This window comes from Anoxybacillus andreesenii, from assembly GCF_030813005.1.
Taxonomy (GTDB): Bacteria; Bacillota; Bacilli; order Bacillales; family Cytobacillaceae; genus Robertmurraya; species Robertmurraya andreesenii.
Genome location: NZ_JAUSTU010000019.1, coordinates 35,465 through 61,610, shown reverse-complemented (window position 1 = coordinate 61,610; position 26,146 = coordinate 35,465). Strand labels below are relative to the sequence as shown.

The window sequence follows — 26,146 nt, the reverse complement described above, 5'->3', positions numbered from 1 at the left end:
TGTTTTGTTCTTGGCATGATGTTAACCTCCTTGGTACATTAGGCAGTATAAAATAAAATACTCTTATTGTCCAAGTTCATTTTGGGGCTTATGAGTATCCATTGCTTCTACTGATTTAGAATTATTGGATTTCCTTAAAACAATTACAGGTGGCACTATAGCCAATAAAAAAAATTATAATCCTCGTAAACACAAGAATTCGTTTACATTAACAATAAGAAAGAAAGAAACTGTAATGGATCTTCTTGCATCTATATCAGGCTTCTTAAGGGTAGACAAAAAGAAAAAGCGAGCAAATTTGATACTAGAAAACTATGATAAAGTTACTCCAAGAAACGGTAAATATTGTCCAGTCTTACTAAATGAAAAACAATTATTTGAGGAAGAATTCTTTAAAATCTAAGACAAAATTGTTACCTAAGGCATAACTTTGTAACATTTTTAACCATATAAATGTCACCTTAACAAACACATTCATATCAACGTTTATAGACACAAGTAGTTTCAATTTTAATTCGTTCTCCCCATGCGTGGTAAATAAAACGAAAAAATTTGTGACTTTTAACATTTTTATGCCCCCCCTCTGTTAGGATAGATGTCGTAGACAACTTTAGTGTATAGTTTAATTTACACACGGAGGTTGATCGACATGAAAAGTAATAATGGGAAACGTTATACGGAGGAAATGAAAGAGTCCATTCTTAAGAGAATGATGCCCCCTAACAATGAATCTGTAAGTCAGATAAGTAAAGAACTTGGAATTACTGAACCCACTCTATACGGTGCGAATTAAGTGGATCTTTTGCCGCATCAGGTGGCTCTTTTCCCGTGCAATACCTAAGTGGACCTCTCTATGGCAAAGTTGGACCAATTTTATGTCAGAAGTGGACCAAAAACTTGTCAAAGGCGGGACAATCGTATGGCTGTAATCACCACAATTGCCCACTAATTTTGTTTTATGCACTAAACAAATTTTAACACCCTTAATTGTCCAAATTAATAAATCGAAAGTCGTTTCAAATTTCTTTTCTTGTTCCCTATAACATAATGGACACCATTCTCTTTTTTCTTTTGTTAATCCCTTTGTTGAAATATAATAAGCACTTGAAAATGGAAGTATTGTTGTATATAAGAGATTATTTTTACCAACTAAAAATTCCATTGCGTCTATAAATTCTTTTGCTACTAAACTATCACCATTTAGATATCTACATTTTTCATTTAAACCTCCACTATTAAGCTCAGAGATTAAATAATCACTTTATTCAAACCTCATTGAATATGGCTTCGAGCTTAGCTTCAGCTTCAGCTAAATCACGAATCACGAAACCTTAGTGTAATACAAACCGATCATTTCGACACAATAATCCGAAGAGCTTTATTTTCATTACTAGTTTTTTGAAAATAGATCGATTGATATAGGTTTTCATTTCTTTAATAGTATTTATAGTTTATAGTTTTATAGAAAAATATAAAAAAATGGTAGTTTGAATTGATAAAATTTTCTGAATATGGGATAATAAGGAAAATGTAAAGGAGAGTGATAATTTTATGAAAAGGTTATTTTTTTGTTTTCTAAGTTTTTCTTTGATTTTCAGTATAATGGCTCCATCTATTTCTAATGCTAGTTTAAAAGACGCCCCTCCTACCCTTCCTACCCGAGAATTACAGCTAGACGATGGAGAAGTTGAACTAAATATCTTAGAGAACCAAAGTGATGGGGTAGTTATAGAAGTTATTGGAGAGAATATGAAAGATGTAGTTGAAATAGATTATGATACTCAATCTTTCACAGTTACAGATGAAGAAGGGAACTCTTCACTATTCATTATCCGATTTTGTTTCCCATGAAAATTAGAAACCAATTTGGTAGAGAACGTAGATTCTTTGGAGGATTTTGTTAATAATTCAGTTATTGAAGATAATTCAATTGGTGTTACAGCTGAACCCCCTCCATTAACTGTTGCCCGTAACTATATAACAAATCCGGAAGCAAAATTAAATGTAACTGGTAAAATTAATTGGGGAAACCCAACGACTTATGTAAGAGGTGGAATGAATGTATATGCATATAACACAACCCATACTGAATATGGTATTAAAGCAGCGAAAAAATTCCAATTTAATGCTGGAACTGCTGTCTCTGTAATAATCGGGGCAATAGTAAGCTGGGTAGCTAGTCCAGGAATTGTTATAGCAATGCTTACGAGTTTAGGTGCGGTACTAGTGGATAACACTCTTAAATATGTATGGAGTCCAACTTTAAAAGTAGATCGAATTAGCAATATAAAAGGCATTATATGTGGAGGTGGTATGACCATAGTAACAAAAAATTGGTCTGATTATATTGTCAATAATGATAATGGGAAGAAAGAAAGATATACAACTGACCAGTATAATGCATGGTATAATAACTGGTCGCTTTCGAAATTGGCAGACGTTGGTTATCAACAGTATAGATATATTGTTGGATTGCGAAATACAACCCCTAAAGCTTCTGAATTCAACTAAACTAGTCTCACTAGATGGAGTGTTTAGTAGTGCTTAAAAGATTGATACTCTTTAGTATTTTATTCTTTTGTATACTCGAATATTTATTGCTCTTACTCGTGATTGATAAATATGGGGATATTATGTGGATTGGTAAAATTTCAGTTTACTTAATCATTATCATAATCCTTAATATAATACTTTTCTTACGGTCGGAAGTAAGGTTTAAGAAACTACTTCAATTAATGTCTTTACTAATCTTACTTATCATACCTATATCGATATTTATATTTAAGCCCGATTACACAGTAGGGGAAGCTCAAAGTTTCTTAGAAGATAGGAAGCAAGATTCGTTAAAATATACACATTTCCAAGAATACAAGAATGAGAAAGTCTATGTTTTTTATTCTAAACGAACAAAACAAAGCTATTTTTTAAATCCTTATAATGGTGATTTCGGGAATCTTAAAAGTGAATAGTTAATGGATATAATGGTCCGACCGACCAAAAGCGAAAAACATACGCTATGGAATTTGTCCAGATAACGTGACCTTGTGTTTCTAAACACCTTATGACATGGGGCTTTGTAGGGAATTTCTTCTATTTCTTGATGTTCAATAACAGTATGGACAAACAAAGAATCATTTGATAAAGGAGTTTCCCCTATATATTAAGGTTCAAGAACTAATTCATGGTAAACTAGAAAAGATTAATGTAAATGGGGTTCTACCAAAAAGAACAAAATAGGCATGCTATGAAAATTTAGGAAAAAAGCCGATATTTCCTGCACTAAGGAATTATCGGCCTTTTTTATTGGAAACGGAAGTTTGACGAATGTATAATTTCTATTTTTCATTATAAAAGTTTTATAGTTTCAAAAACTTATAAAATTGCTTTTCTCAATTTATTTGTGCTAGGGGGCCAACCAAAAATGCGAAAACTTTCTTGTTCAACTAAACTGCTTCTTTAGTTTAAGTACATTTCTTCACATTTTCCATAAGTATCCGGTTTTATTTAAAGTCTTATTCCCTTAAATGGCCCGATTGTTGTGGAATAGGAAAAATCCTGCATATCAAAACAGGATTCTTAATCAAACTTTATAATAAATTATCAATCTTCATTCAAAATAATTAATCTTTTTTCAAAGCCACCATTGATTCATGTTGTAATAGGGGAAATGTTTTTTTTGTATTTCTTTAGTGGTAAATTATCCCAAAATAAAAAATGGTAATAGGCACTAAATAAAATTAAAACTCTCGTGGCATTTTAAATGCATAAGTTTGTCACTTATACTTTTAAAGCAAAAGCATGTCACAGTGACATTTTTATGGTTTAAGTCACAAAAATAAAAAACCACCAAATATGTATTTGGTGGAGACGGTGGGACGTGCTCTTCCATGCTTTCGTCATGGCACTGACTATATCTTGAACCTGATGTTATCAGGCCCTTCGGCGTATTATGCGAAACATATATTTATCTGACTCCAGATAGGATTTCGCATCCTAGTACTACCAAGATGGCAGCCTATAAGTCGATACACGGCTGTTGGATTGCTCCACATACCGCTCGGCATTGCCTTATCGCCTTTTTTCAGGACTAATTTGCTTCTATATATATCCTTTTAGCGACTTAGGTTTCACCGATAAAGCCGAATTTTCACTTATGTGTTACCACATAAGGCGACTAAAACTTAATCGAACCCACGTCCAAAGATATCGCCACTTAAGCGTCTACGAGTGTAGTCGATATATTCGTGTTTCGCTGAGCCATCTGCCTATCGACTGGCGCCCGGTCAGCTAGTCTGGTTATTCTCTTCCTACTTCCTCAGACGGTGGAATCCGGCGTAGCCCACTTAGAGTGAGTCCGCTACCCTACCACATGGGCGATGGAGGGGCGAACCGCTATGCGCTAATTAAGCAGCAAAAGCGAAGTTGTTTTGTTGTTTGCCAGTTATAGGCTTTGACGTTGGTACGCGGCCGATCCCCGCGACTCGCAACCTAAGCTCGAACTACCCCTGTCGAATCCGTAGCGTCCCCATGATAATAGGTCTGTCTATGATTTTCACATAAACATGACGTAAGGAATGAAACGGAATGCTCGAATAGATGAGCTATCAGTTTGCGTCACGTCCTCGTGACATTTATTATTATAGCACAACTTCAATCGAAATCAATTGTAAGCTTTTGTAAAAACTTCTACATCTTCTGTCTCTCACGGAAAGCACGCTCAATATCACGCTTTGCTTCTTTCTTTTTCAAGTCCTCACGCTTGTCGTACTTTTTCTTACCCTTCGCGAGTCCAATGAGAACCTTCGCATAGCCATTTTTCAAATAAAGCTTAACGGGCACAATGGAGTATCCTTCTTCCTTTGTCTCGCCAATTAACTTGTTAATTTCCTTGCGATGAAGAAGAAGCTTTCGGGTGCGAAGTGGATCATGATTGTAGCGATTTCCTTGTTCATACGGGCTAATATGCATGCCAAATAAGAAAATCTCACCATTCTTGATTTGGGCATAGGAGTCCTTCAAATTCACTCTTCCCGCACGAATCGATTTAATTTCTGTTCCCTGTAGCACAATTCCTGCTTCAAATGTATCTTCAATAAAATAGTCATGATACGCCTTTTTGTTTTGGGCAACCGTCTTTCCAAAGCCTTTTGGCATATGTTTCCCCCCTACCTATTGTTCTATATTTTAGCAAAAAAACGATCATGTCACAAATATAGGAGAAGAAAGACCTGTTCGCCAATATATTTATTTTTTCGCTGATAAAAATCTTTTTTGCCGATATATCTCATTTTTCGCCGATAAAACCGAAAAAGCGCCAATCTCACCGAAACTGAACTCCAAAAGGAGCCAAATTCTTGGCTCCCTCGCTTATCGTTTCTTTTTCCGCTTAGCTTTTGGCGCATTTTCATAGTGCTTTTTCTTTTTCCGTGGACCGTCGGAAGGTTTGCCACTCTTACCCTGAGAATCCTTCGATTGATTTCTCCGGGGCTTCTTATCTGAGCTGCCCGTCTTGAAAACCTTACGTGGCCCATCCAAATCGCGCTTACGGCTGCCTTTCATGCCGACAATCTCAAAATCGATGGAGCGCTCGTCTTTATTAACATTGACGACACGGACCGTGATCTCGTCACCAATGCGGAAGACATTCCCCGTCCGCTCCCCGATCATGGCATAATGACGCTCTTCAAAGCGGTAGTAGTCGTCTGTCATGTAACTAACATGGACCAAGCCTTCAATTGTATTTGGAAGCTCGACGAACATTCCAAAATTCGTGACAGAGCTGATGATGCCATCGTATTCTTCGCCGATTTTGTCCTCCATAAACTCTGCCTTCTTCAGTTCATCCGTTTCTCGTTCCGCCTCAACCGCTCTTCGCTCCATATTGGAGGAGTGCTCGGCAATATCAGGAAGCTGGGCATTCCACTTCTCTCTCGTCATTTCATCCAGCTTGCCTTCGATTAAGTAGGTTCGAATGAGACGATGGACGATTAAGTCTGGATAGCGGCGAATTGGCGAAGTAAAATGAGTGTAAAACTCCGTCGATAAGCCGTAGTGGCCAAGACTTTCTGGATCGTATTTCGCCTTCTGCATGGAGCGTAGCATCACCGTTGAAACGACCATTTCTTCTGGCTTTCCTTGTACCTCTTCAATAATTTCTTGCAGGGCACGAGGATGAACAGAGTTTGCTGTTCCCCTTACGATATAGCCGAAATTTGTGATAAACTCAAAGAATTGTCTGAGCTTATCCTCCTTCGGGTCCTCGTGAATCCGATAAATAAACGGAACATCGAGCCAGTGAAAATGCTCGGCTACGGTTTCATTGGCAGCCAGCATGAATTCCTCGATGAGACGTTCTGCCACCGAACGTTCACGGAGAACCACATCAGTTGGTTTGCCATTCTCATCGACTAGCACCTTTGCTTCCTTGAAGTCAAAGTCAATTGCGCCGCGCTTCATTCTTTTTTCTCGTAAAATTTGCGCCAGCTCTTCCATCAACTCAAACATCGGCACTAAAGGCTCGTACCGTTTGATGAGCTCCTCATCTTTTTCCGTCAAAATCTTATTGACGTCACTATAGGTCATTCGCTCCGTTGTCTTAATGACACTTTGGAAAATTTCATGGCTCACGGCATGGCCATCCGGCGAAATTTCCATCTCGCAGGATAAGGTTAGACGGTCTACCTTCGGATTCAGCGAGCAGATTCCATTGGATAATCGATGCGGGATCATCGGAATCACGCGGTCTACTAAATAGACACTTGTCCCACGGTCTGCCGCTTCCCGGTCAATCGGAGAGCCCTCTGTCACATAATAGCTGACATCGGCAATATGTACTCCAAGCTTATAGTTTCCATTTTCAAGCTTACTCACGGTTACCGCATCATCTAAATCCTTTGCATCAGCGCCATCAATCGTGACAATCACTTGATCTCTCAGATCGCGTCGATTCTGAATTTCTCTCTCGTCGATAGAATCTGGAGTTTCATTGGCGTGCTCAATGACCTCTTCAGGAAATGGCCCTGGGAGACTGTGTTTATGAATGATGGATAATATGTCGACACCCGGATCATTTTTATGCCCAAGGATCTCAATTACTTCACCCTCAGCACTTTTTCGCCCCTCTGGATAGGTCGTAAGCCGAACGACGACCTTATGTCCTTCCACTGCACCTTTGGAGGCAGCCTTCGGGATAAAAACATCGCTGGAAAACTTTTGATCGTCCGGAATCACAAATCCGAAATGCTTGCTTTCCGTATATGTTCCGACAATTTGTTGAATTCCTCGCTCTAGGATGCGGACAATGGTCCCTTCCCGTCGTTGCCCTGAACTCTCAGCGTTCACACGAGCGAGTACAATGTCCCCATGCATGGCGTTATTGGTTTCAGTCGGAGGAATAAAAATATCATCCATCCCCGGCTCTTCTGGGATGACAAAGCCAAAGCCCTTGGCATGACCCGATAACTTCCCTCGAACTAAGTTCATTTTACTAGGAAGTCCATAACGGTTACTGCGCGTACGCACGACTAGACCTTTTTCCTCCATTTTAACCAGCGCTTTGACAAAATCCTTAAAATCAGCAGAGTCCAGGGTGCCAAAAGCAGCCTCCAGCTCCTGCACGGTAAGCGGTTTATAGGTTTCGGCCTCCATATATTGAAGCAACCTGTCCATATGCTGTTTAATACTTTCTTCCAAAGAGTTCCCCTCCTTTACTTGATTATCTATCTCCTATTCTTCCCAATCCAACGATTCTAGAAACCTGTATATATCCTCATGAAGCTCATCCCGTTGTTTATCCAACGTAATGACATGCCCAGATTCCTCATACCACTTGATTTCTTTTTGCGGAGACTCGATTTCGTTATAAATAATATTTGCACTATCTGTATTAATCATGTTGTCATGGCGAGCTTGTACAACGAATGTCGGAGCATAAATCATCTCCACATGCTCCCTCACATCAGCAATTAAATTTTGGAGCGCCTTTAATGTTTTCATCGGCGTCTGCTTAAACTCTTCCATCTCCTGCTCGATTTCCGCTGGCGATTTCCCTTCACGCTTCTTATATTCCCGCGCAAATTCAAGAATCCCCTCGTACATCACTTCCTCGCTCTTGATATACATAGGAGCACACATCGGCACAATCGCTTTTATAGGTACAGTATAGCCTAGCTTCAACGAAAATACGCCACCTAAAGAAAGTCCAACGGCGGCGATTTCTTTGTATCCTTTATTTTTCAAGAAGTTGTAGCCGTCCATCACATCCTGCCACCAATCTTCAGGACCTGTAGAAATGAGTTCTTCAGGTGGCACGCCATGACCTTTATATTGCGGAGCATGACAAGTATATCCCCTTTTTTCGAGGAACCGAGCAAGCATACGGCAGTCCGCACTGTTTCCCGTAAACCCATGAAGGAAAAGCACAGCCCTTTTTCCTTGCTCAAATGTAAAAGGCTTTGGTTGTATAATTTTCATCTGTAATGACCCCTTTTGTTGTATAAGGCTGTTTTCGCACGGATTGTGGTTCTGGAATGTCCTTAATACCGGCCACGCCGTTTACTTTAGTTTAAACAATGCGGGTTGGATCATTCCAATGAGACGACTTCCCATAACGTTAAAAAACCTGGCCCCTTCAAAAAGGCCAGGTTCCTTATATGTTTATGCTCCTAAATAGGACACAGCAATGGTTAATGCGAAAAAGAGTACTGCTAACACAATCGTAATTCGATGTAGAATCAAATCAAGTCCACGCGCTTTTTGCTTTCCAAACAGCTGCTCAGCTCCACCAGAGATGGCACCTGAAAGACCTGCGCTTTTACCAGATTGTAGAAGGACAACAACGATTAAACCGATCGATACGATCACAAGCAATGTAACAAATAGAGCATGCATAAAGTCCACCTCCTGAAACGAACACTCACAGTATGTCTAATTTTATCATAATTAAAAATGATTCACAATACATTTCTGAATCCAGAAGGGGAGGCTTTATTTGCTCCTAACCGACGATAATGGACACACCTGTTGCGTAAAAGATGTATCTACCTAAAAATTCACCGACTAACACGAGAGTTAAAGCTGCTAGATAGAACTTCATTTGGGACTGAGATTTATTATTTCGGTAGAAGACCCAGCCAATGATAGCCAATCCGACAAAGGATAACGCCCATCTAATCACGGTTGAAAATGCATAGGTTTCCGTTAAAAGAGCCGCAGATTTAAGACCCGCTTGTCCACTGACTGATAGACCTGAAACATAAATAGGAAGATACACAAGCTGAGCAATCATCGCTCCAAGTCCTGCTAATCCAATTCCTTTGATGATGCTTGTTAGACCCTCCGTCTTTTCTTCCTTGCTCATTAGGATAAATATCATCGAAGTGACAGCACCGAAAAGTATTGTTGTTCCATAGAACGCTAAATACGTATTAGCATCGGTCCAGGCTGGTTTAATTGAAGATGCATAGATGCTTGCCATGCAAAACACAGCACCTAGACCAACAACAGATGTTACCCAGCCAACGATTTGATTCCAGGTCCCTTTTCGGTCCAAGTAGAAAGATACGATCCAAAGGGCAAAGAAGGCAGATGTGAAAATAATCTCTCTACTGAGCCAGGATGAATCCAAATTCAAGATAGAACGATAAGCACCGAAAGGCGTACCTAAATGGAATAATGAAAACACTAATGCAAGAGCAATGACAGGACCTACCATCATGATTCCACGTTTTGTTACATTAATGGCAAGGTTATTCCCTAATTTTTTGTTAAATGCACGGACAATGACGAAAAAGATATAGGCCCCAACACCAAACTGAGAGAGAAGAGTAAATGTTAGCAATGGCCATTCTTCTGCAAACATAGAAATTACCTCCTTTTTAATAAGCTTTTTTATTGAGGACTATGTTAAAATTGAGCAGTTTCTAACTCATGAATAACATAGCCCTTTTTCATTAATTCATTGCTTCAGGCTTTGCTTTTACAGTAATAGAAGGCTTTGTAATATTAGCACCTGGCAATACTTTAAGATTATAGTTGGCACCATATTTCTTGCGAAGCTCTTCAATGTCACCAAATTCAATGGCCCTCAATGGACAAGTATCCACACAAACTGGGTTCAAGCCTTGGTCGACAAGATCCGCACAGCCGTCACATTTTCCGCATTTCCCTTGCTCCTCAAGATATTGAGGACGCTCATAAGGACAAGACCAGATACACATTTTACAGCCGATACATTTTTCCCGATCCTGTACAACTAAGCCGTCAGATTCCCTTTTATAAATGGCACCAGTCGGACAGTTTTCTGCGCACTTCGGTTCTTTACAGTGGTTGCAGCCGAGGGAGAGATAATAACCCCAAACATTTGGGAAGGTTCCACCCTCGAACTCATATACCTTTCTAAAGAGCTCTCCAACCTTTAAATCATTCTTATCCTTACATGCGATTTGGCAAGCCTTACATCCTGTACATACTGTTGAATCATAATAGAAACCTTTCTGTGCCATAATCTGTCACCTCCTAGAAAATAATTCTTTGCTCCCATTGCCAGTCTGGCTTTAATGGTTCACCTTTATATTTCTCAACACGGACGATTGTTGTATTCCAAGGCTCTTCCCCTTGACCGCTTAAGCGTGCTGGACAGAGAGAGTTCGTTGCCCCAGCTTTGTCTATGCCTGTTTTTTCATCAAGTTCAACCCAAGCACCTTCACCAAGGAATACAACTCCTGGCATACAGGTTTCAGTAAGGGCTACTGGTCGAATAACCTTTCCGACACTACTTTCAATAAGAACGGTATCACCATCTTTAAATCCAAGAGCCTCTCCATCTCTCTTATTCATAAAGAATTCTTGTGGATATGCTTCTCTAAGCTGTGGTACGTTGTCAAATACTGAGTGTGACCGTCTTCCGTAATGGATGGTCACAAGCTGGAATGGATATTTCCCTTTTTTCTTATTTTTCCAGTCTGAGAAGGTTGCTTCATAACCATCCATTGGTGGCTCGTATTTAGCAATCGGTGCAATTGTTGTTAAGCCATAGGCCGCAATTTTTTCGACTAATGCTTGACAGTGAATTTCAAACTTACCACTCTTTGTTGGAATTGGGTTTGCCTCAGGGTCTTTAACAAAAGCTTCACATTCAATTTCGCCTAATTTATCGTTAGGGGAACGAGGTACTTGATATGCCCCTTGCTCTACAATTTCGTCAAGAGAGATTTTGCCTTTTTGCGGCTTGCCATCTACGCCCCATTTTTTAATATCCTTCTCCGTAATAGTAACGAGTGGAACGTAATTTTCGCCGTCTTCTGTAATAATTTCTGCTCCTGCTAAACTATTAAATAGCTGCTGTTTCTCTGTAATTGGGTAAATTTCTGCAGGATTTAAACCAAGGCGCTTCGCAAGCTCTCTATCCATCCATTCTTCTGTTTTAGCTTCAAAGAGTGGATCGACTACTTTTTGTGTGATTACGATCGCTTCAGGGTTACCGCTGTAGATTTTTCCTTCCTTCTCCCATTCGGTCGTTGCTGGTAAGACGATATCAGCATATTTCGAAATGGTAGAAAGGACGATATCGTTTGTAATAATTGAATCTACTTTACGGAAGGCTTTAATTCCTTTGTTAATATCAGATGATTGGTTCAAGTAGTTATAGCCACTGCCATCACGAACTAACCACAGCATCCGAATATCGCAAGGAACTTTTCCTCGCCCAGCTGTTGCTGTATACTCACCATTCAAAATAGCATCATATGTTTCACAATAAGCGATTCCATGGGCTTCAAGGTTCGTTGGGTTTTCCCAGCGATAGCCGTCATATGCCCCGTAGGTTGCATCAGGGAATAATGGGTTAACTGCATCTGGAAGTCCTGTGCCTCCACCTCTTACTAGTGTTTTACCACCGTAGCTTTGTTTGGATGCATAGTTCATCGTGAATACTCCAGCACCTGGTTTACCAACATTTCCAGTCATCCAGCCCACTGTGAGGAAGGCCTGACAGAATTGTTGTCCTCTATACGTACGAGCAGGTGCAAAGGATGAAGTGAAAATCATTGGCTTCGTCGTTGCAATTTCGTGAGCGAATTCTTTGATCACTTTAGGGTCTGTACCGCAAATTTCTGATGCCCATTCCGGTGTTTTTGGAACACCATCATAGGTTCCGAGTACATAATCCTTGAAGTTTTCCTTTGGATCAGCACCTTCTGGCATATGATCCTGATCAAATCCAACTGTGCAGCGATCAAGGAAATCTTGATCCTGTAGGTTATTTTCAATCATGTAATAGGCCATTCCAAGAAGCAGGGCTGTATCTGTGCCTGGGCGACAAGGGATATGCTTGTCCGCTAATGTCTTAACTGATGGACTTACAGATGGGTCAACAAAGATAAATTTGGCGCCCGCCTTCTTCGCTTGCAAAAGGTTGTAGCTTGGATTTCCTAAGTTGGAACGTGTTGGGTTTGAACCCCACATCACAATGAGCTTCGCATTGCGCCAGTCTAATCGGTCATTCCCTTTCCAAGACATAAAGCCGGTCATTGTCTCTTGTGGAACTCCCCATGCACCTGATGATGAAGAACCCCATCTCACCATCGCACCACCGTAGAAGTTAAGAAGTCTGCTCGTTCCGATAATTGATTTATTTCCGTGTTTTTCTTTTACTCGTTTTAGTTCAGTTGCAACGAGGTCAAGCGCCTCATCCCAGGAAATACGAACCCACTCATCTTTACCACGTAGCTCTTTCTTTCCCCCGCCTGGCTCCCAATGTTTACGTTTCATTGGATATTTCAATCGATCGGCACCAAAAACCTGGTGTCTTTGCGAACGTCCGCGGTGACAGCCTCTTTGCTGTGGATAATCTGGGCTATCCTCGTGCGTATCATCCGTCTTCTGTCTAATGACCACTCCGTCCACGACTAACGCCTTATTTACACATCGTCCTCCACAGTTATGCCAGCAGGCTGCGGTTACCCATTTTTCCTCCTGGTTCAGTTTGGCTGCCGCCACCTTCGAGTCAACCTTTGTTAGCCCGTAAGTTGGGACAACTGCTGCGGTTGTTAAGGCAGCGCTCCATCCGAGAAATGCTTTGCGACTCATCTTATGATCCATCGCTTTTTTTAGAAAGTTTGACATAGAGAACACCTCCATTTTTTACTCACAAATTTGACATTCCAATTCCTCTAAACAGGTTTGGTCAATAGTTAAAAATCCACTGAGAATTTTCACCATGCCTTTATAAAAATCGGTCTTTGCATGTTCATTGACATCCTTTGCAAAAAGCGGGGTCCAATTAAGAAGATGGGCCTTCAGAAAATAACTCTGGTCTGCTAAGATTTTTTTGACCTGGACATGATTTTCTTCCTTCATCAATTGGATGGCCAATTTGCTTAGCTGATACATAAAATCAAGCTCTAGACCTAAATGATCATCTGCTTCCTTGCCATAATGAAGAGGTTCGAAATTATTTTTCAAATACAGTCTTCTTACTCTCCATGTTTCTTCCTGAAAGAGTAGCCCATCCTTATTGGTATAGGAGGATTCCCATATCGGAGCAGGCAGCTCGTAAGGTCCAACAAACATTCTCGTGTAATCCCAGTGGAGCTCCTCAAAATTTTCACCCATCTCAAAGCTCTTGAAATAATGATGTACCTGCTCTATCCCCTCCTTGAGGAGAGGATTCTCTTCTTTAAAAGGAAAAAAGTGAATGATTCCATTTTCAAATTGCTCAACTAATTCCTTCGTCGGCTCCTCCAAAAAGGTTCTTCGCAAAATATCGTAGGCAAAAATCCGTAATTCCAATAATTCTTCAGCCTCTGTTAAATCAGTGCTGATAACTTGATTCATCTCGTTTCCACCTCTTTCTATTCAGGTTTCCAATGTGAATCATTTCACAATTATAAACTGTTTTATTGCTAAGGATAGGACATTGAACCTCTATGTCTCTATTTTATCTGTGAATCCTGATAGAAGGGAGTGTAGGATCCTCCATAGTTAAAGGGAAGCAATTGTGCAGTTTTCACAGTGAAATTTTCTCTCTAACCGCTATAAATGAACAAATCTTGAATAATAATAGCCAGTCAAATGTAATGATAATTCCAACCTGCAACAAAAAAACTAGCCTCCTCAAAAAGGAGAACTAGTTTCATCCGAACATTATAAATTGAGAAAGGAAAGAATCTTGACCGCAACCATCAGATTCATAAATTCCTCTGGGTCCTGAACATTAATTCCTGTCATGTCTTCGATTTTCTTTATCCGATTGCGAAGGGTATTAGGATGAATAAATAGCGCATCGGCTACGTCATTAATGACCCCCTGATGCTGAATATACACCTTAAGCGTATGGATGAGCTCTGTACCTGACTCGCGATCACTTTCTAATAGGACAGACAAATAATCTTCACTATAGTCTAATAGAATCTCCTGGTGAATGTGAATCAGGAGGCGGAGTGCACCTAAATCATTGATATGAAAGATGTTTCGATTTTCAAACCATGCTTGTCCAAATTTTAGGGCCTGATTTGCTTCCTGGTAACTTTTGTTTAAAAAAGTAGTATTCTTATACCATTTTCCAATCCCGATCAAGAATTGACAATTCGGCCATTGGTTCGACAGCTCTTTTTCAATTTGTTCCGCAACGGTACGAACATGTCGGTTTCTTTCACTAATGGTACAGCTTTGACCATCCTCAAGAAGGACGACAATTTGGTCCTCAAAAGGCAAAACGATAAGCCTTTCTTCCATATGAGACTTTTTTTCTTCTATGAAAAGAACCATTTCATCCAGCCAATCCATATTATCCATGAGTTCGTCAGTTACCTTCACATGAACAAGAAGCAAATGATGGGGGATCTCTAAATTCCAGTCCCATGCCTTCGCCTGTTTAATCATGACTTTTTGGGATTCAAACTTGTGATACAAAAGGTCATAGACAAAATGCTCTTGCAGCTGTTGCTGCTGCTGTCGAAACATTCCTTCTGTTTGCAATAAAAGAGCCATTAAGCCTATTAATTTATCTACCATTCTTTTTTGCCAATCTACTAATTTAGCGGAAGCAAGTATACCTTGGCTGACGACACCGGCGATATGGATGGGATATAGCTCAAACCCATCATGAATTTGCCCTTCGTAGCTTTCCTTCATCCCTTCCAGCTCTCTAAAATGGGTGTTCAACCACCGATTTGCTTCTCTTAATTCTGTTTCCGTACCTGTCTGCCAAAAAAGATGGTTGTTCTCATCTAAATAGAGGAAAGGGGTCTCCAATCCTTTTGCTAGTTCTGTAGCGATAGCGGTGAACCCCTCGTTCATGATACCAGCAAGCTCGTTGCTTATTTGAGAATAAACAGGCTTGCTTTTTTGCTCAAATATGTGGAGTGAAGAGGGATCGGCCACTTGGACAATTGGCAATTGACATGAACGATACAGATGGACATTGTCTTCCTGCAAGGGCACTTCCGTTTCTAGCCCAATGATGACGGCGATAAGATTCGGATCCTGAATGAGTTGGTTTGCGACTTCCTTATCATTTAGTTTGATCCATTCTTCTTCATCGACGATTATTATTAGAGTCGGTTTTTCTAACCAATCCTTCGGTAGCTCCTCTTGAATCGTTTCATAATAAAGCAATTGCTTTGGTAAAGAGGTAAGAAACTTTAGTCGATCCAACGGAATAAGCGGTAGTAACTCCTGAAGCGCATCCTTCATTTAGGCTTCCTCCTCTCTGAAGAAGGTCAGTCCAATTTGTTTGTCAATTACGAATATGGATGGGTTCGTGTAGCTTGCTATCGGTACATCTACTTCCCCAAAATCATAGGACTTTCTTTCCTTACGATTAACCTCGATGATCCCCAGTGCATTGGTCACACAATTTTCTACACAAACTGGCTTCAAGCCTTCATCAAGCCTCTCGATACAAAGGTTACATTTGTCCACTCGATTCGTTTTCGGATTTATTTTTGGGGCGTGGAACGGGCAAGCGGTCACACAACGCCTGCATGCTCGACAATTACTTGGATTATGAATGACTACCCCATCACTACGTTTCAGAAAATTATTCTCCGGACAGATGGATACACAAACCGGATTCAAGCAATGGTTACAAGATATCGAGAGATGAACAGGGATTAGCGAATCATTTTCATAGGTTACAACATTGCGTCGGTGTATCCCTGAAAGTCCATGGTAATCATTACACGACATTTCACAGGTTTTACAATTTATGCATTTGCTAAGGTTAATGGAAAACATAAGCTGAGATGACATGTCGATTCTTCCTTTATTTTCTATGCTTCACAAAAATAGATCTCGTTATCTAGATATAGTTTATAATAGAGGAAGGTAGAATTTATTTTTCAGAACGACAATCTCGTGAATTTTTTGGTGGAAAACATTCCCTTCCATCAAAGGAGTGAAAGAAATGAATACGCGCAGTCAATATGAGTTTCAGCATGTTTGCCCACGAAATTGCTTCAGCAACTGCACGATGATTTCTAGAGTCGAGAATGATCAAATCATGACTCTGAGCGGTAAACGGACCCACCCCTATTCGCAAGGAAAGCTCTGTGCCAAGGGCTATTCTTATATCGAAAGAAACAATCATCAGGAACGCCTCAAATATCCTTATTATCAAGAAGTGAAGGGCTCTGGCAGATTCAAGCAAATTACTTGGAAGAAGGCTTTTGAGCTTATTGAATGTGAAATGTTGAACATACAAAAGAAACATGGGCATCTACTCCCACTCGCTCACTATAAAGGCTCTGGGAATGTTGGGGTTCATCATTATGTGACGGATCATTTTTTCACAAGTCTTGGAGGAACGACGAGAATTTTCGGTTCATCCACTGCTACCACTGGATTTGAAGCGATGGAATATGACATGGGGACCGTTAAAATGTCTAATCCTGCGATGATAAAAGATTCATCCCTAATCATCCTTTGGGGCACCAATCCAGCAGCAACCAATATTCATCTTATTCCTTTTATCATCGAGGCAAGGGCAAAAGGTGGGAAGGTTGTTGTCATTGATCCTGTTTACACACAAACAGCTGAGCTTGCTAATTTGTATATTCAGCTGCGTCCAAGTACAGACGGTGCTTTAGCCACTCTTTTGGTCAAAGAACTATTGAAGGCCGATTGCTATGATAAGGAATTCCTCGAGCAGCATTCCTACGGGTATGAAGATTACCTTGAAGCCATTGGGAAGATTTCTAAGGATGACCTTCTTCGCACATGTGGAATGACAGAGAAAGCCATTAGCTTATTGGCTCAATGGATGAAAGAGACGAAAGCCATTTCTCACATCATCGGCATGGGAGTGCTCAAGCATACAAACGGCGGGCAAAATGTCCGTGGGATTGAAGCCCTAGCTGCCATTCATGGAGATATCGGAAAAAAAGGGGGCGGAATCTTTTTTCGCAGAAAGGACTCTCGTTTTTTCCAAAATCAATTAGAGGCTGATTCCAAGGATACCCGGGTGATTCATCTGAATCAGCCCGAAAATCGAATACTTCCATCCAGGTTTTCACCACCTATCGAAATGCTATGGGTTTCAGGTGCAAACCCTTTAGTACAAGAGGCTGGGGCAAAGTTTTGGGCGGAATTTTTAGCGGGGATTCCATTTGTGGTAACGGTTGATCTTTTTATGACGCCAACCGCTAAGATGTCCAATTTGGTATTGCCTACGACTTCCCATTTTGAAGAAACGGATATCGTGACAAGCTACTGGCATAAGGAGATTTCTTTGAATGAAAAAGCGGTAAGCCCCTATTACGAAAGTTTAAGTGAGTGGAGAATTATGACGGAATTGGCGCCTAGATTAAGAGAGAGTGGCTGTTCCTTCCAGATTCATGAGAGTGAAGAGGAATATTTGAATGCCCAGTTCACCGAAGCGGTGGAAAATCGTTATTTTATAAAAAATGTTTCCGAGCTTAAGAATAAACAATTCACAGGAAGCAGTGATCGAATTGTGTGGGAAAGGCGAAAATTTGCTACTGCGACAAAGCAGTTTCATTTTTTCTCAACAGAGGCGGAGGCGAAAGGCCTTCAGGCTTTGCCGCTTTTTGTAGATGGACCTTCTCCCACGGAGGAGCTCCCTTTTTGGCTGATCACCCCTCATCATCCCTATACCTTCAATTCACAGTTTCATTTTTTGAAGCTATCCGATTCAGAGGAGGCCATTGTTGAGATTCATCCAAAGGCCGCGGAGAAACTATCGATTGATGACGGGGAGGTTGTGAAGATCTCTAATCAACAGGGCTCTATTGAGATCAAGATTGCCTTTAGCCATAGAGTGCCAAGGGATATTCTCGTCATCCATCAAGGCTGGTATCCTGACTCTGATGTGAACATCAACAAGTTGACCCCTCCCCTGCCAACAGATATGGGTAACAAGGGAACGGCTTTTTATGATACGTTTGTGAGAATTGAGAAATTATAGCCTATCCTAATTTGCCCTGAATAACGTTATTTGGGGCTTTTTTGGGAGGAGTTTTGGGGAAGGATGGGAACATGGTTTTGCTCAAACTGCGGCCATAAAAGATAAAAATGCGCATGTTTCATGTTTCCGAACTGGATGACTATTTTTTGAACACGAATCGAGAATTTAGGGATTTTGTTCAGTATAAGCGGAGAAATTTCTCTTAATTATAAAATAGCATTGAAAATAGCTTAAATAGACGGAGTGATTCCGTCTATTTGCTCAAAAATCGTCAAAATCGGGAATTTTTCATTGCTTAGTCGGAAAATCTCCGCTTTTTTACCTCTAATCAAACCCTATTACGCTTTTAGCCGGAAAATCTCCGCTTATTTTTTAGTATCGCTTGCTAGTTACTTCATTTTAGATACTAAAAGGGCAACCCACAGGGCCGCCCTCCTCAAACTAACTTACTTCTTCAAATTATAAAAGCTCTTCAATCCATCGTACACAGCTAGCTCACCAAGCTCGTCTTCGATGCGAAGAAGTTGGTTGTACTTCGCAATACGGTCGGTACGAGACATGGAACCGGTCTTGATTTGACCTGCGTTTGTTGCAACGGCGATGTCTGCGATGGTTGCGTCCTCTGTTTCACCAGAACGGTGGGATACAACGGCTGTATATCCAGCACGCTTCGCCATTTCGATTGCTTCAAAAGTTTCAGTAAGGGTACCGATTTGGTTCACCTTAATTAAGATAGAGTTGCCGACACCTTTTTCAATTCCTTCAGCAAGCTTCTTCGTGTTGGTTACGAATAAATCGTCACCAACTAACTGAACCTTGCCACCAAGGCGGTCCGTTAGAAGCTTGTGACCTTCCCAGTCATTTTCATCTAAACCGTCTTCGATGGAGATGATTGGGAACTCATTGACAAGCTGTTCGTAGAAAGCAACCATGTCCTCGGAGCTTAAGCCTGTGCGGCCCTCTCCAGCTAGATCATATTTGCCAGTTTTCTTGTTAAAGAATTCGGAAGAAGCGACGTCCATTCCAAGAAAAACATCTTTGCCTGGCTCGTAGCCAGCTGCTTTAATCGCTTCGATGATAACTTCAAGTGCTTCACGGTTAGATCCAAGATTTGGTGCAAAACCACCCTCATCTCCAACTGCAGTATTAAGACCTTTAGAAGAAAGAACCTTTTTCAAAGAATGGAACACTTCCGCTCCCATTCGGATCGCTTCCTTGAAGGTTGGTGCTCCAACCGGTAAAATCATAAACTCTTGGAAATCCACATTGTTATCAGCATGAGAGCCACCGTTAATGATGTTCATCATTGGTGTTGGCAATTGCTTCGCATTGAATCCACCTAGATAGCGGTATAATGGTAAGCCCACAAAGTCAGCAGCCGCATGCGCACAAGCCATGGATACTCCAAGGATCGCATTTGCTCCAAGCTTGCCTTTGTTTTCTGTACCATCTAGCTCAATCATAAAGCGGTCGATGCCAACTTGGTCGGTTACATCGATACCAATGAGTTCTTCAGCGATGATGTTGTTGACATTATCCACTGCTTTTTGAACACCTTTCCCACCGTAACGGGATTTGTCCCCATCACGAAGCTCTACTGCTTCATATTCCCCAGTAGATGCACCGGACGGAACAAGGGCGCGGCCAAAAGCACCGGACTCTGTATAGACTTCAACCTCAACCGTTGGATTTCCACGGCTATCTAATACTTCTCGTGCATAGATTTCAGTAATATAAGGCATGTTCATCTCTCCTAATCATATTTTTAACTAGCGAATGGAAAATCCGCTTATGTTTGCAACCTACTTTTGAATAATGTTAATCTTGATACCGCCATATGTTCATGGGTTCACTACGTTGCTCGTTCCAAGCAAAACCCGTTTACGCCATGCACATATGGCTAATATCAACACTGAACATTAACCCTGCCTTTGAATTAAACTGCTACCCGTCATTTCCGCTGGCTTTTCCAGGTTCAATAGATCGAGCATCGTTGGCGCAAGGTCACCAAGAATGCCATCCTTACGAAGCTGGACGCCTTCTTTTGTAACAATAACGGGAACAGGATTTGTCGTATGAGCCGTCATCGGATTTCCTTCAAGGGTGATGACCTCGTCGGCATTTCCGTGGTCAGCCGTAATTATCGCTGCTCCACCCTTTTGTAAAATTAAATCGACAATTTCACCTAGGCATTCATCCACCGTTTCAACCGCCTTGATCGTTGGCTCGAGCTTACCCGAATGGCCAACCATATCGGGATTGGCAAAATTCAGGATGATTGCATCGACACTATCTGCTTGAATCTCTTTAATAAGGGCATCCTTGACTTCATACGCACTCATTTCCGGCTTCAAATCATAGGTAGCGACCTTTGGCGAGTTAATGAGGATGCGCTTCTCACCTGGAAACTCTGCCTCTCGTCCACCACTCATAAAGAAGGTGACATGCGGATACTTTTCTGTTTCAGCGATGCGCAGCTGTTTTAAGCCATTTTGGGATAGAACCTCACCAAGTGTATTATCCAAGTTTGTTGGTTTAAAAGCAACATATCCATCAACCGTTTCACTAAAATGAGTCAAACAAACAAAGAATAGATGCTCGGGATGTCCTGGTCCGCGGTCAAAGGAACGAAAATCCTTATTGGTGAAAGTATTCGAGATTTGAATTGCTCGGTCAGGTCGGAAATTATAGAATATAACCGCATCCTGATCCTTGATTGTCGCAACAGGGTCTCCATTCTCTTTCGTAATGACAGAAGGGAGAACGAATTCATCGTAGATGCCATTTTTATAGGAATCCTCGATTAATTCTAATGGATCCGTATAGGTTGGACCTTCACCGTAAACCATTGCACGATATGATTTTTCAACGCGGTCCCATCGTTTGTCACGATCCATCGAGTAATAGCGACCCGAAATGGTTGCGAACTCACCTACACCGTATTCCTTCATTTTTTCAAGCGTTTCCTTAATATAGGTAGGCGCTGTTTGTGGACCCACATCACGTCCATCTAGGAAGGCATGGATGTAGACCTTTTCAACCCCTTTATCGGCTGCAAGCTTGAGCAATGCAAATAGGTGGTTGATGTGACTGTGAACGCCCCCGTCTGATAAAAGACCAAAAAGGTGAAGACTGGTTCCATGCTGTTTAACATGTTCTATTGCGTGAACGAAGGTTTCATTTTCGACGAACTCGCCTTCACGAATCGCCATGTTAACACGGGTTAAGCTTTGGTACACAATGCGACCAGCGCCAATATTTAAATGGCCAACCTCTGAGTTTCCCATTTGTCCTTCAGGAAGACCCACTGCTTCTCCAGAAGCCGTTAGATGGGAATGTGGGAATTGCTTCCAGAAGCGGTCAAAATTTGGCTTCTTCGCTTGCGCAACTGCGTTTCCCTTAACTTCGTCCCGGCAGCCGAATCCATCTAGAATAATGAGGGCAACGGGTGATTTACTCATTTTTACCCGCCTCCAATAATTGCAGGAATGACGCTGCCTCAAGACTAGCTCCACCAACAAGCGCCCCGTCAATATCCGGCTGTGCCATATATTCCTTAATATTGCCTGGCTTTACACTACCTCCATACTGAATGCGAATCGCATCTGCTACTTCCTGAGAAAATTCCTTCGCAACCACGCTGCGAATATGAGCACAAACCTCATTGGCATCCTCAGCAGTGGAAGACTTTCCGGTTCCGATTGCCCAAATTGGTTCATAGGCGATAACCGTTAGTTTCGCTTGCTCATCAGTTAAGCCAGCTAATGCCTTTTTCACTTGATTCTCAACAAGCTCGTTCGTCTGTCCGCTTTCACGTTGCTCTAGTGTTTCTCCACAGCAAACAATCGGAATGAGGTTGTGTTTAAAAGCCGCAAGCGTTTTTTTATTCACCGCTTCATCGGTTTCATTAAACATTTCACGACGCTCAGAATGTCCGAGGATCACGTATTTTACGCCTAGATCGGCTAAAGCAACTGGGCTTACTTCCCCTGTAAATGCTCCGTTTTCCTCAAAATGCATGTTTTGTGCCCCGATCTCAACATCAGAGGTTTTCGCTAATTCCACTAGGCTTTCCAGAAACAAAGCTGGTGAACAGACAACAGATTCCACTTGCTCCTTCGAAGGGACAGCATTTTTTACCTCTTCCAAAAAACTCTTTGCTTCAGAAAGTGTTTTATGCATTTTCCAGTTACCTGCAATAATAGGTTTACGCAAAAAAATCATCCTTTCGTGTCTAAAAGGTACCTGGTACCAATCTTATTTGTCGTTAAGAGCGACGACGCCCGGAAGTGCTTTTCCTTCCATAAACTCTAGGGAAGCACCACCACCCGTAGAAATATGGCTCATGCGGTCAGCAAGGTGGAATTTTTCAACTGCTGCAGCGGAATCTCCACCACCAATGACGGAATATGTATCATTTGCTTCCGCTAACGCTTCTGCCACGGCACGTGTGCCGCCAGCAAATTTATTCATTTCAAATACGCCCATTGGTCCATTCCAAATCACAAGCTTGGAATCTTGAATAACCTGGCTGTAAATCTCGGCTGTCTTGGGCCCAATATCTAAAGCCTGCCAATCAGCTGGAATTTCTTCAATTGGAACGACCTTTGTATTAGCGTCCTCAGAAAATTCATCGGCAATGACAGCATCGACTGGCATATAGAATTTCACGCCTTTTTCTTCCGCTTTTTTCATGAATTCCTTCGCTAAATCAATCTTATCTTCTTCTAGAAGCGATTGCCCAATTTCATGACCCTGTGCTTTCACAAATGTATAGGCAAGGCCTCCACCAATAATAAGATTGTCCACTTTTTCTAAAAGGTTGTCGATGACCCCGATTTTGTCCTTGACCTTCGCCCCACCGATAATGGCTGTAAAAGGACGCTCTGGATTGGAAAGAGCTTTGCCAAGAACATCGAGTTCCTTTTCCATTAGTAAACCCGAAACAGCTGGAAGATGGTGAGCGATTCCTTCGGTTGAAGCATGCGCACGGTGAGCCGCACCAAACGCATCATTAACATAGAGATCAGCAAGCTCCGCAAAAGCCTTTGCTAGCTCTGGATCGTTTTTCTCTTCTCCCGGATAGAAGCGGACATTTTCAAGAAGTAACACGTCACCCTCATTCAACTTGGCAACCTCTGCCTTCACAGCTTCCCCATAGGCTTCATCAACCTTTTTTACATCCTTCCCAAGCAGCTCAGAAAGTCTCTTCGCTACAGGAGTTAGACGCATTTCCTCCACAACCTGTCCTTTCGGGCGACCTAAATGGCTAGCGAGAAGAACCTTTGCTCCATGATCAACTAAATATTGAATGGTTGGAATTGCCGCACGAATCCTTGTTTCGTCTGTGATTTGTCCATCCTTCATCGGAACGTTGAAATCCACTCTGCAAAACACAACTTTTCCCTTTAATTCAACATCTTTCACACTCTTCTTGTTCATACCATTACCTCCTAAAATAGGCCTACCTGAAAAAAGGAGGGGGAATCTTCCCCACTCCCCTTTTTTCATTATCATGAATACCTTTTAGCATTACGCATATAGTGGTAAATTTATGCATGGAATACAAATTTCCCCTTACCATTATAGTCGTATGGAAGCCAATATCCAACTAAAATTTTAGAGACCCTTTTGGGCGATGAAGTCAACTAGGTCAACCACGCGATGTGAGTAGCCACTTTCGTTGTCATACCAAGAAATCACTTTTACTAGATTTCCTTCCATGACCATTGTGGATAGGGCATCAATTGTTGAAGAATTTGGATTTCCGTTATAGTCGCGAGATACGAGTGGAAGCTCGCTGTATCCAAGAATTCCTTTCAATTCACCTTCAGAAGCTGCCTTCAAAGCAGAGTTGATTTCTTCAACGGTAACCTCTTTGTTTAATTCTGCTACAAGGTCAACGAGTGATACGTTTGGTGTTGGTACGCGGATCGCACCACCGTTTAATTTACCTTTTAGTTCAGGCAATACAAGAGCAACGGCTTTTGCTGCACCAGTTGTTGTTGGAATCATGCTTTCTGCAGCGGCACGTGCACGACGATAATCCTTATGTGGTAAATCAAGAATTTGCTGATCATTCGTATAAGAGTGAACAGTAGTCATCATTCCACGCTTAATGCCGAACTTGTCATTTAAAACCTTTGCAAATGGTGCAAGACAGTTTGTCGTACAAGATGCATTTGAAATCACATGGTGGTTCGCTGGATCGTATTTGTCATTGTTAACACCCATTACGATTGTAATATCTTCATCAGAAGCTGGAGCAGAGATGACCACTTTTTTGGCACCTGCTTCTAAGTGCTTCGCTGCATCGGCACGCTTTGTGAAGCGACCTGTTGATTCCACCACTACCTCAACACCAAGGTCTCCCCAGCCAAGCTGTGCTGGATCACGTTCAGCGATAACCTTTACCTTTTTACCGCCAACAACGATTGAATCGCCTTCAACTGTTACATCTTCATCAAGAATTCCATGTACGGAATCATATTTTAAAAGATGTGCAAGCATGTTCGCATCAGTTAAATCGTTAACTGCTACAACCTCGATATTTGGGTTTTTTAATGCTGCACGAAATACAATACGTCCAATTCTTCCAAAACCATTAATTCCAACTTTTACTGCCATCTTTATTTCCTCCTTGTATATATGGATTGGCTTGTTTACAGCCTTTTAGTAAACTTCTGAGTTGAAATTTACATATCTACAATAATTGCTTTGCCGCTCCTTCATCGGTGATTAAGACCGTATTCGTCTTGGCTTGTTTCATATAAGAACGGATAGCCATTGCCTTTGATGCACCTCCAGCTACAGCGATGACATGCTCCACATTCGCTAAATCATCCAGCTGCAACCCTATTGTTTGCACTTTATGGACGATTAACCCATCTTCATTAAAATAGTAGCCGAATGCTTCACTGACCGCATGCTTTTCACGCAGCTTTGCTACATCCTCGGAACTTGTCTTGCGGCGTTCAGCCATCTTAAGTGCATCCCCAATTCCATGTAGAACAATGTTCGCAGATTTGATCATGGTCAGCACCTCATGAATGGCGGGTTCCTTACTAATTGTTTGATACATCTCACTACTTACCTGATCAGGTACATAGAGAACGCGATGCTTGGAATGAGTTTTTTCTGCCATTTTGGCGCAAATCGTATTCGCTTGATTTTGGACATCTTCACCGATACCACCTCTTGCAGGTACAAAGAGAATATTCTTGCTTAATTCTGGGGTCAGCATTTCTGCCACAGCAGCCATCGTTGTACCGCCAGTAACAGCAATAATATTTTCTCCTTCAAGTACATCTTTCATACAACCTGCACAGGCTCTTCCTAATTCACTCTTCACCCACGGTGATTCATCACTATTTCCTGAAACAATAATGACTTTTTCTAAACCGAGCTTTTTTCGGACTTCGGTCTCCAATGAGTTCAAGCCTGAGATCTCTCGAATTATTTCTCTCAGACCCTCCAATACATTACGACCATCGGCAGTTAAGCTCATCCCAACACTAGCAACCTGAATGAGTTTTTGCTCTTTTAGCAAAGATACCTCACCCCGCAGGATTCTTTCCGTAATCCCTAAGCTAGATGATAAGCTTCTTCTTCCAACTGGCTCCATTAACCCTATGTATTGAAGAATATCAAAGCGCCTTTGCATAATTGGAAGTAGCTCAGGTAATAATTTCTTTTGAATGTCAATCAAAGAGTCTTTCATGA

Annotated in this window: 21 protein-coding genes and 1 other RNA gene; 4 read left to right on the top strand and 18 right to left on the bottom strand. The window is 41.4% G+C overall.

Annotation, left to right across the window (positions count from 1 at the left end; translation table 11 throughout):
• The first annotated feature begins 649 nt into the window (after window positions 1-649).
• Window positions 650-793: a helix-turn-helix domain-containing protein gene (locus J2S07_RS16820; protein ID WP_307151567.1), complete on the top strand. Its 144-nt coding sequence runs from the start codon at window positions 650-652 to the stop codon at window positions 791-793.
• Here the strand turns inward: J2S07_RS16820 and J2S07_RS21990 are convergent.
• Complete coding sequence (locus J2S07_RS21990; RefSeq protein ID WP_370872868.1) at window positions 776-1,162, bottom strand: TniQ family protein; 387 nt, start codon at window positions 1,160-1,162, stop codon at window positions 776-778. The genes J2S07_RS16820 and J2S07_RS21990 overlap by 18 nt on opposite strands.
• A gap of 389 nt (window positions 1,163-1,551) precedes the next feature.
• Here J2S07_RS21990 and J2S07_RS16815 point away from each other — a divergent pair, with 389 nt between their 5' ends.
• On the top strand, window positions 1,552-1,851 hold the full coding sequence (locus tag J2S07_RS16815) for a hypothetical protein (protein ID WP_307151566.1): 300 nt from the start codon (window positions 1,552-1,554) through the stop codon (window positions 1,849-1,851).
• A 36-nt stretch (window positions 1,852-1,887) separates the two neighbouring features.
• The gene (locus J2S07_RS16810) at window positions 1,888-2,511 is read left to right on the top strand and encodes a hypothetical protein (RefSeq protein ID WP_307151565.1); all 624 of its coding nucleotides are present in this window, start codon (window positions 1,888-1,890) and stop codon (window positions 2,509-2,511) included.
• 1,671 nt (window positions 2,512-4,182) lie between these two features.
• Here the strand turns inward: J2S07_RS16810 and ssrA are convergent.
• The 11 genes from ssrA to J2S07_RS16755 all read right to left on the bottom strand — a co-directional run bounded on the left by ssrA (window position 4,183) and on the right by J2S07_RS16755 (window position 16,251).
• Window positions 4,183-4,519: a transfer-messenger RNA gene (ssrA, locus tag J2S07_RS16805) on the bottom strand.
• A gap of 167 nt (window positions 4,520-4,686) precedes the next feature.
• Window positions 4,687-5,154, bottom strand: coding sequence for an SsrA-binding protein SmpB (gene smpB, locus J2S07_RS16800; protein ID WP_307151564.1), 468 nt, complete (start codon window positions 5,152-5,154; stop codon window positions 4,687-4,689).
• Between the two features lie 213 nt (window positions 5,155-5,367).
• On the bottom strand, window positions 5,368-7,692 hold the full coding sequence (gene rnr / locus J2S07_RS16795; RefSeq protein ID WP_307151563.1) for a ribonuclease R: 2,325 nt from the start codon (window positions 7,690-7,692) through the stop codon (window positions 5,368-5,370).
• A gap of 33 nt (window positions 7,693-7,725) precedes the next feature.
• Window positions 7,726-8,472 carry an alpha/beta hydrolase gene (locus J2S07_RS16790; RefSeq protein WP_307151562.1) on the bottom strand — a complete coding sequence of 249 codons (747 nt, stop codon included), beginning with the start codon at window positions 8,470-8,472 and terminating at the stop codon, window positions 7,726-7,728.
• Between the two features lie 183 nt (window positions 8,473-8,655).
• Window positions 8,656-8,889 carry a preprotein translocase subunit SecG gene (gene secG, locus J2S07_RS16785; protein ID WP_307151561.1) on the bottom strand — a complete coding sequence of 78 codons (234 nt, stop codon included), beginning with the start codon at window positions 8,887-8,889 and terminating at the stop codon, window positions 8,656-8,658.
• A gap of 106 nt (window positions 8,890-8,995) precedes the next feature.
• Window positions 8,996-9,859 (bottom strand): dimethyl sulfoxide reductase anchor subunit family protein, encoded by an 864-nt coding sequence (locus tag J2S07_RS16780; RefSeq protein WP_307151560.1) that lies wholly within the window; start codon window positions 9,857-9,859, stop codon window positions 8,996-8,998.
• A gap of 91 nt (window positions 9,860-9,950) precedes the next feature.
• Window positions 9,951-10,502 (bottom strand): DMSO/selenate family reductase complex B subunit, encoded by a 552-nt coding sequence (locus J2S07_RS16775; RefSeq protein ID WP_307151559.1) that lies wholly within the window; start codon window positions 10,500-10,502, stop codon window positions 9,951-9,953.
• Between the two features lie 13 nt (window positions 10,503-10,515).
• Window positions 10,516-13,122 carry a molybdopterin-dependent oxidoreductase gene (locus J2S07_RS16770; RefSeq protein WP_307151558.1) on the bottom strand — a complete coding sequence of 869 codons (2,607 nt, stop codon included), beginning with the start codon at window positions 13,120-13,122 and terminating at the stop codon, window positions 10,516-10,518.
• Between the two features lie 18 nt (window positions 13,123-13,140).
• Window positions 13,141-13,833 carry a TorD/DmsD family molecular chaperone gene (locus tag J2S07_RS16765; protein WP_307151557.1) on the bottom strand — a complete coding sequence of 231 codons (693 nt, stop codon included), beginning with the start codon at window positions 13,831-13,833 and terminating at the stop codon, window positions 13,141-13,143.
• A 309-nt stretch (window positions 13,834-14,142) separates the two neighbouring features.
• A complete protein-coding gene (locus J2S07_RS16760; protein WP_307151556.1) occupies window positions 14,143-15,693 on the bottom strand; it encodes a PucR family transcriptional regulator in 1,551 nt (516 codons plus the stop codon).
• Complete coding sequence (locus J2S07_RS16755) at window positions 15,694-16,251, bottom strand: 4Fe-4S dicluster domain-containing protein (RefSeq protein WP_307151555.1); 558 nt, start codon at window positions 16,249-16,251, stop codon at window positions 15,694-15,696.
• Between the two features lie 154 nt (window positions 16,252-16,405).
• Here J2S07_RS16755 and J2S07_RS16750 point away from each other — a divergent pair, with 154 nt between their 5' ends.
• On the top strand, window positions 16,406-18,424 hold the full coding sequence (locus J2S07_RS16750) for a molybdopterin-containing oxidoreductase family protein (protein ID WP_307151554.1): 2,019 nt from the start codon (window positions 16,406-16,408) through the stop codon (window positions 18,422-18,424).
• Window positions 18,425-18,870: 446 nt separating this feature from the next.
• Here the strand turns inward: J2S07_RS16750 and eno are convergent, their stop codons facing one another.
• From eno to J2S07_RS16720, 6 genes are all read right to left on the bottom strand, one after another.
• Complete coding sequence (gene eno / locus J2S07_RS16745) at window positions 18,871-20,166, bottom strand: phosphopyruvate hydratase (protein ID WP_307151553.1); 1,296 nt, start codon at window positions 20,164-20,166, stop codon at window positions 18,871-18,873.
• A gap of 177 nt (window positions 20,167-20,343) precedes the next feature.
• A complete protein-coding gene (gene gpmI, locus J2S07_RS16740) occupies window positions 20,344-21,885 on the bottom strand; it encodes a 2,3-bisphosphoglycerate-independent phosphoglycerate mutase (RefSeq protein WP_307151552.1) in 1,542 nt (513 codons plus the stop codon).
• On the bottom strand, window positions 21,878-22,639 hold the full coding sequence (gene tpiA, locus J2S07_RS16735; RefSeq protein ID WP_307151551.1) for a triose-phosphate isomerase: 762 nt from the start codon (window positions 22,637-22,639) through the stop codon (window positions 21,878-21,880). Before tpiA ends, gpmI begins: the two co-directional genes overlap by 8 nt.
• Window positions 22,640-22,681: 42 nt before the next feature.
• Window positions 22,682-23,866 (bottom strand): phosphoglycerate kinase, encoded by a 1,185-nt coding sequence (locus tag J2S07_RS16730; RefSeq protein WP_307151550.1) that lies wholly within the window; start codon window positions 23,864-23,866, stop codon window positions 22,682-22,684.
• A gap of 177 nt (window positions 23,867-24,043) precedes the next feature.
• Entirely contained in the window at window positions 24,044-25,051 is a 1,008-nt protein-coding gene (gene gap, locus J2S07_RS16725) for a type I glyceraldehyde-3-phosphate dehydrogenase (protein WP_307151549.1), read from the bottom strand.
• A gap of 76 nt (window positions 25,052-25,127) precedes the next feature.
• Complete coding sequence (locus tag J2S07_RS16720; RefSeq protein ID WP_307151548.1) at window positions 25,128-26,144, bottom strand: sugar-binding transcriptional regulator; 1,017 nt, start codon at window positions 26,142-26,144, stop codon at window positions 25,128-25,130.
• Window positions 26,145-26,146 lie beyond the last annotated feature (2 nt).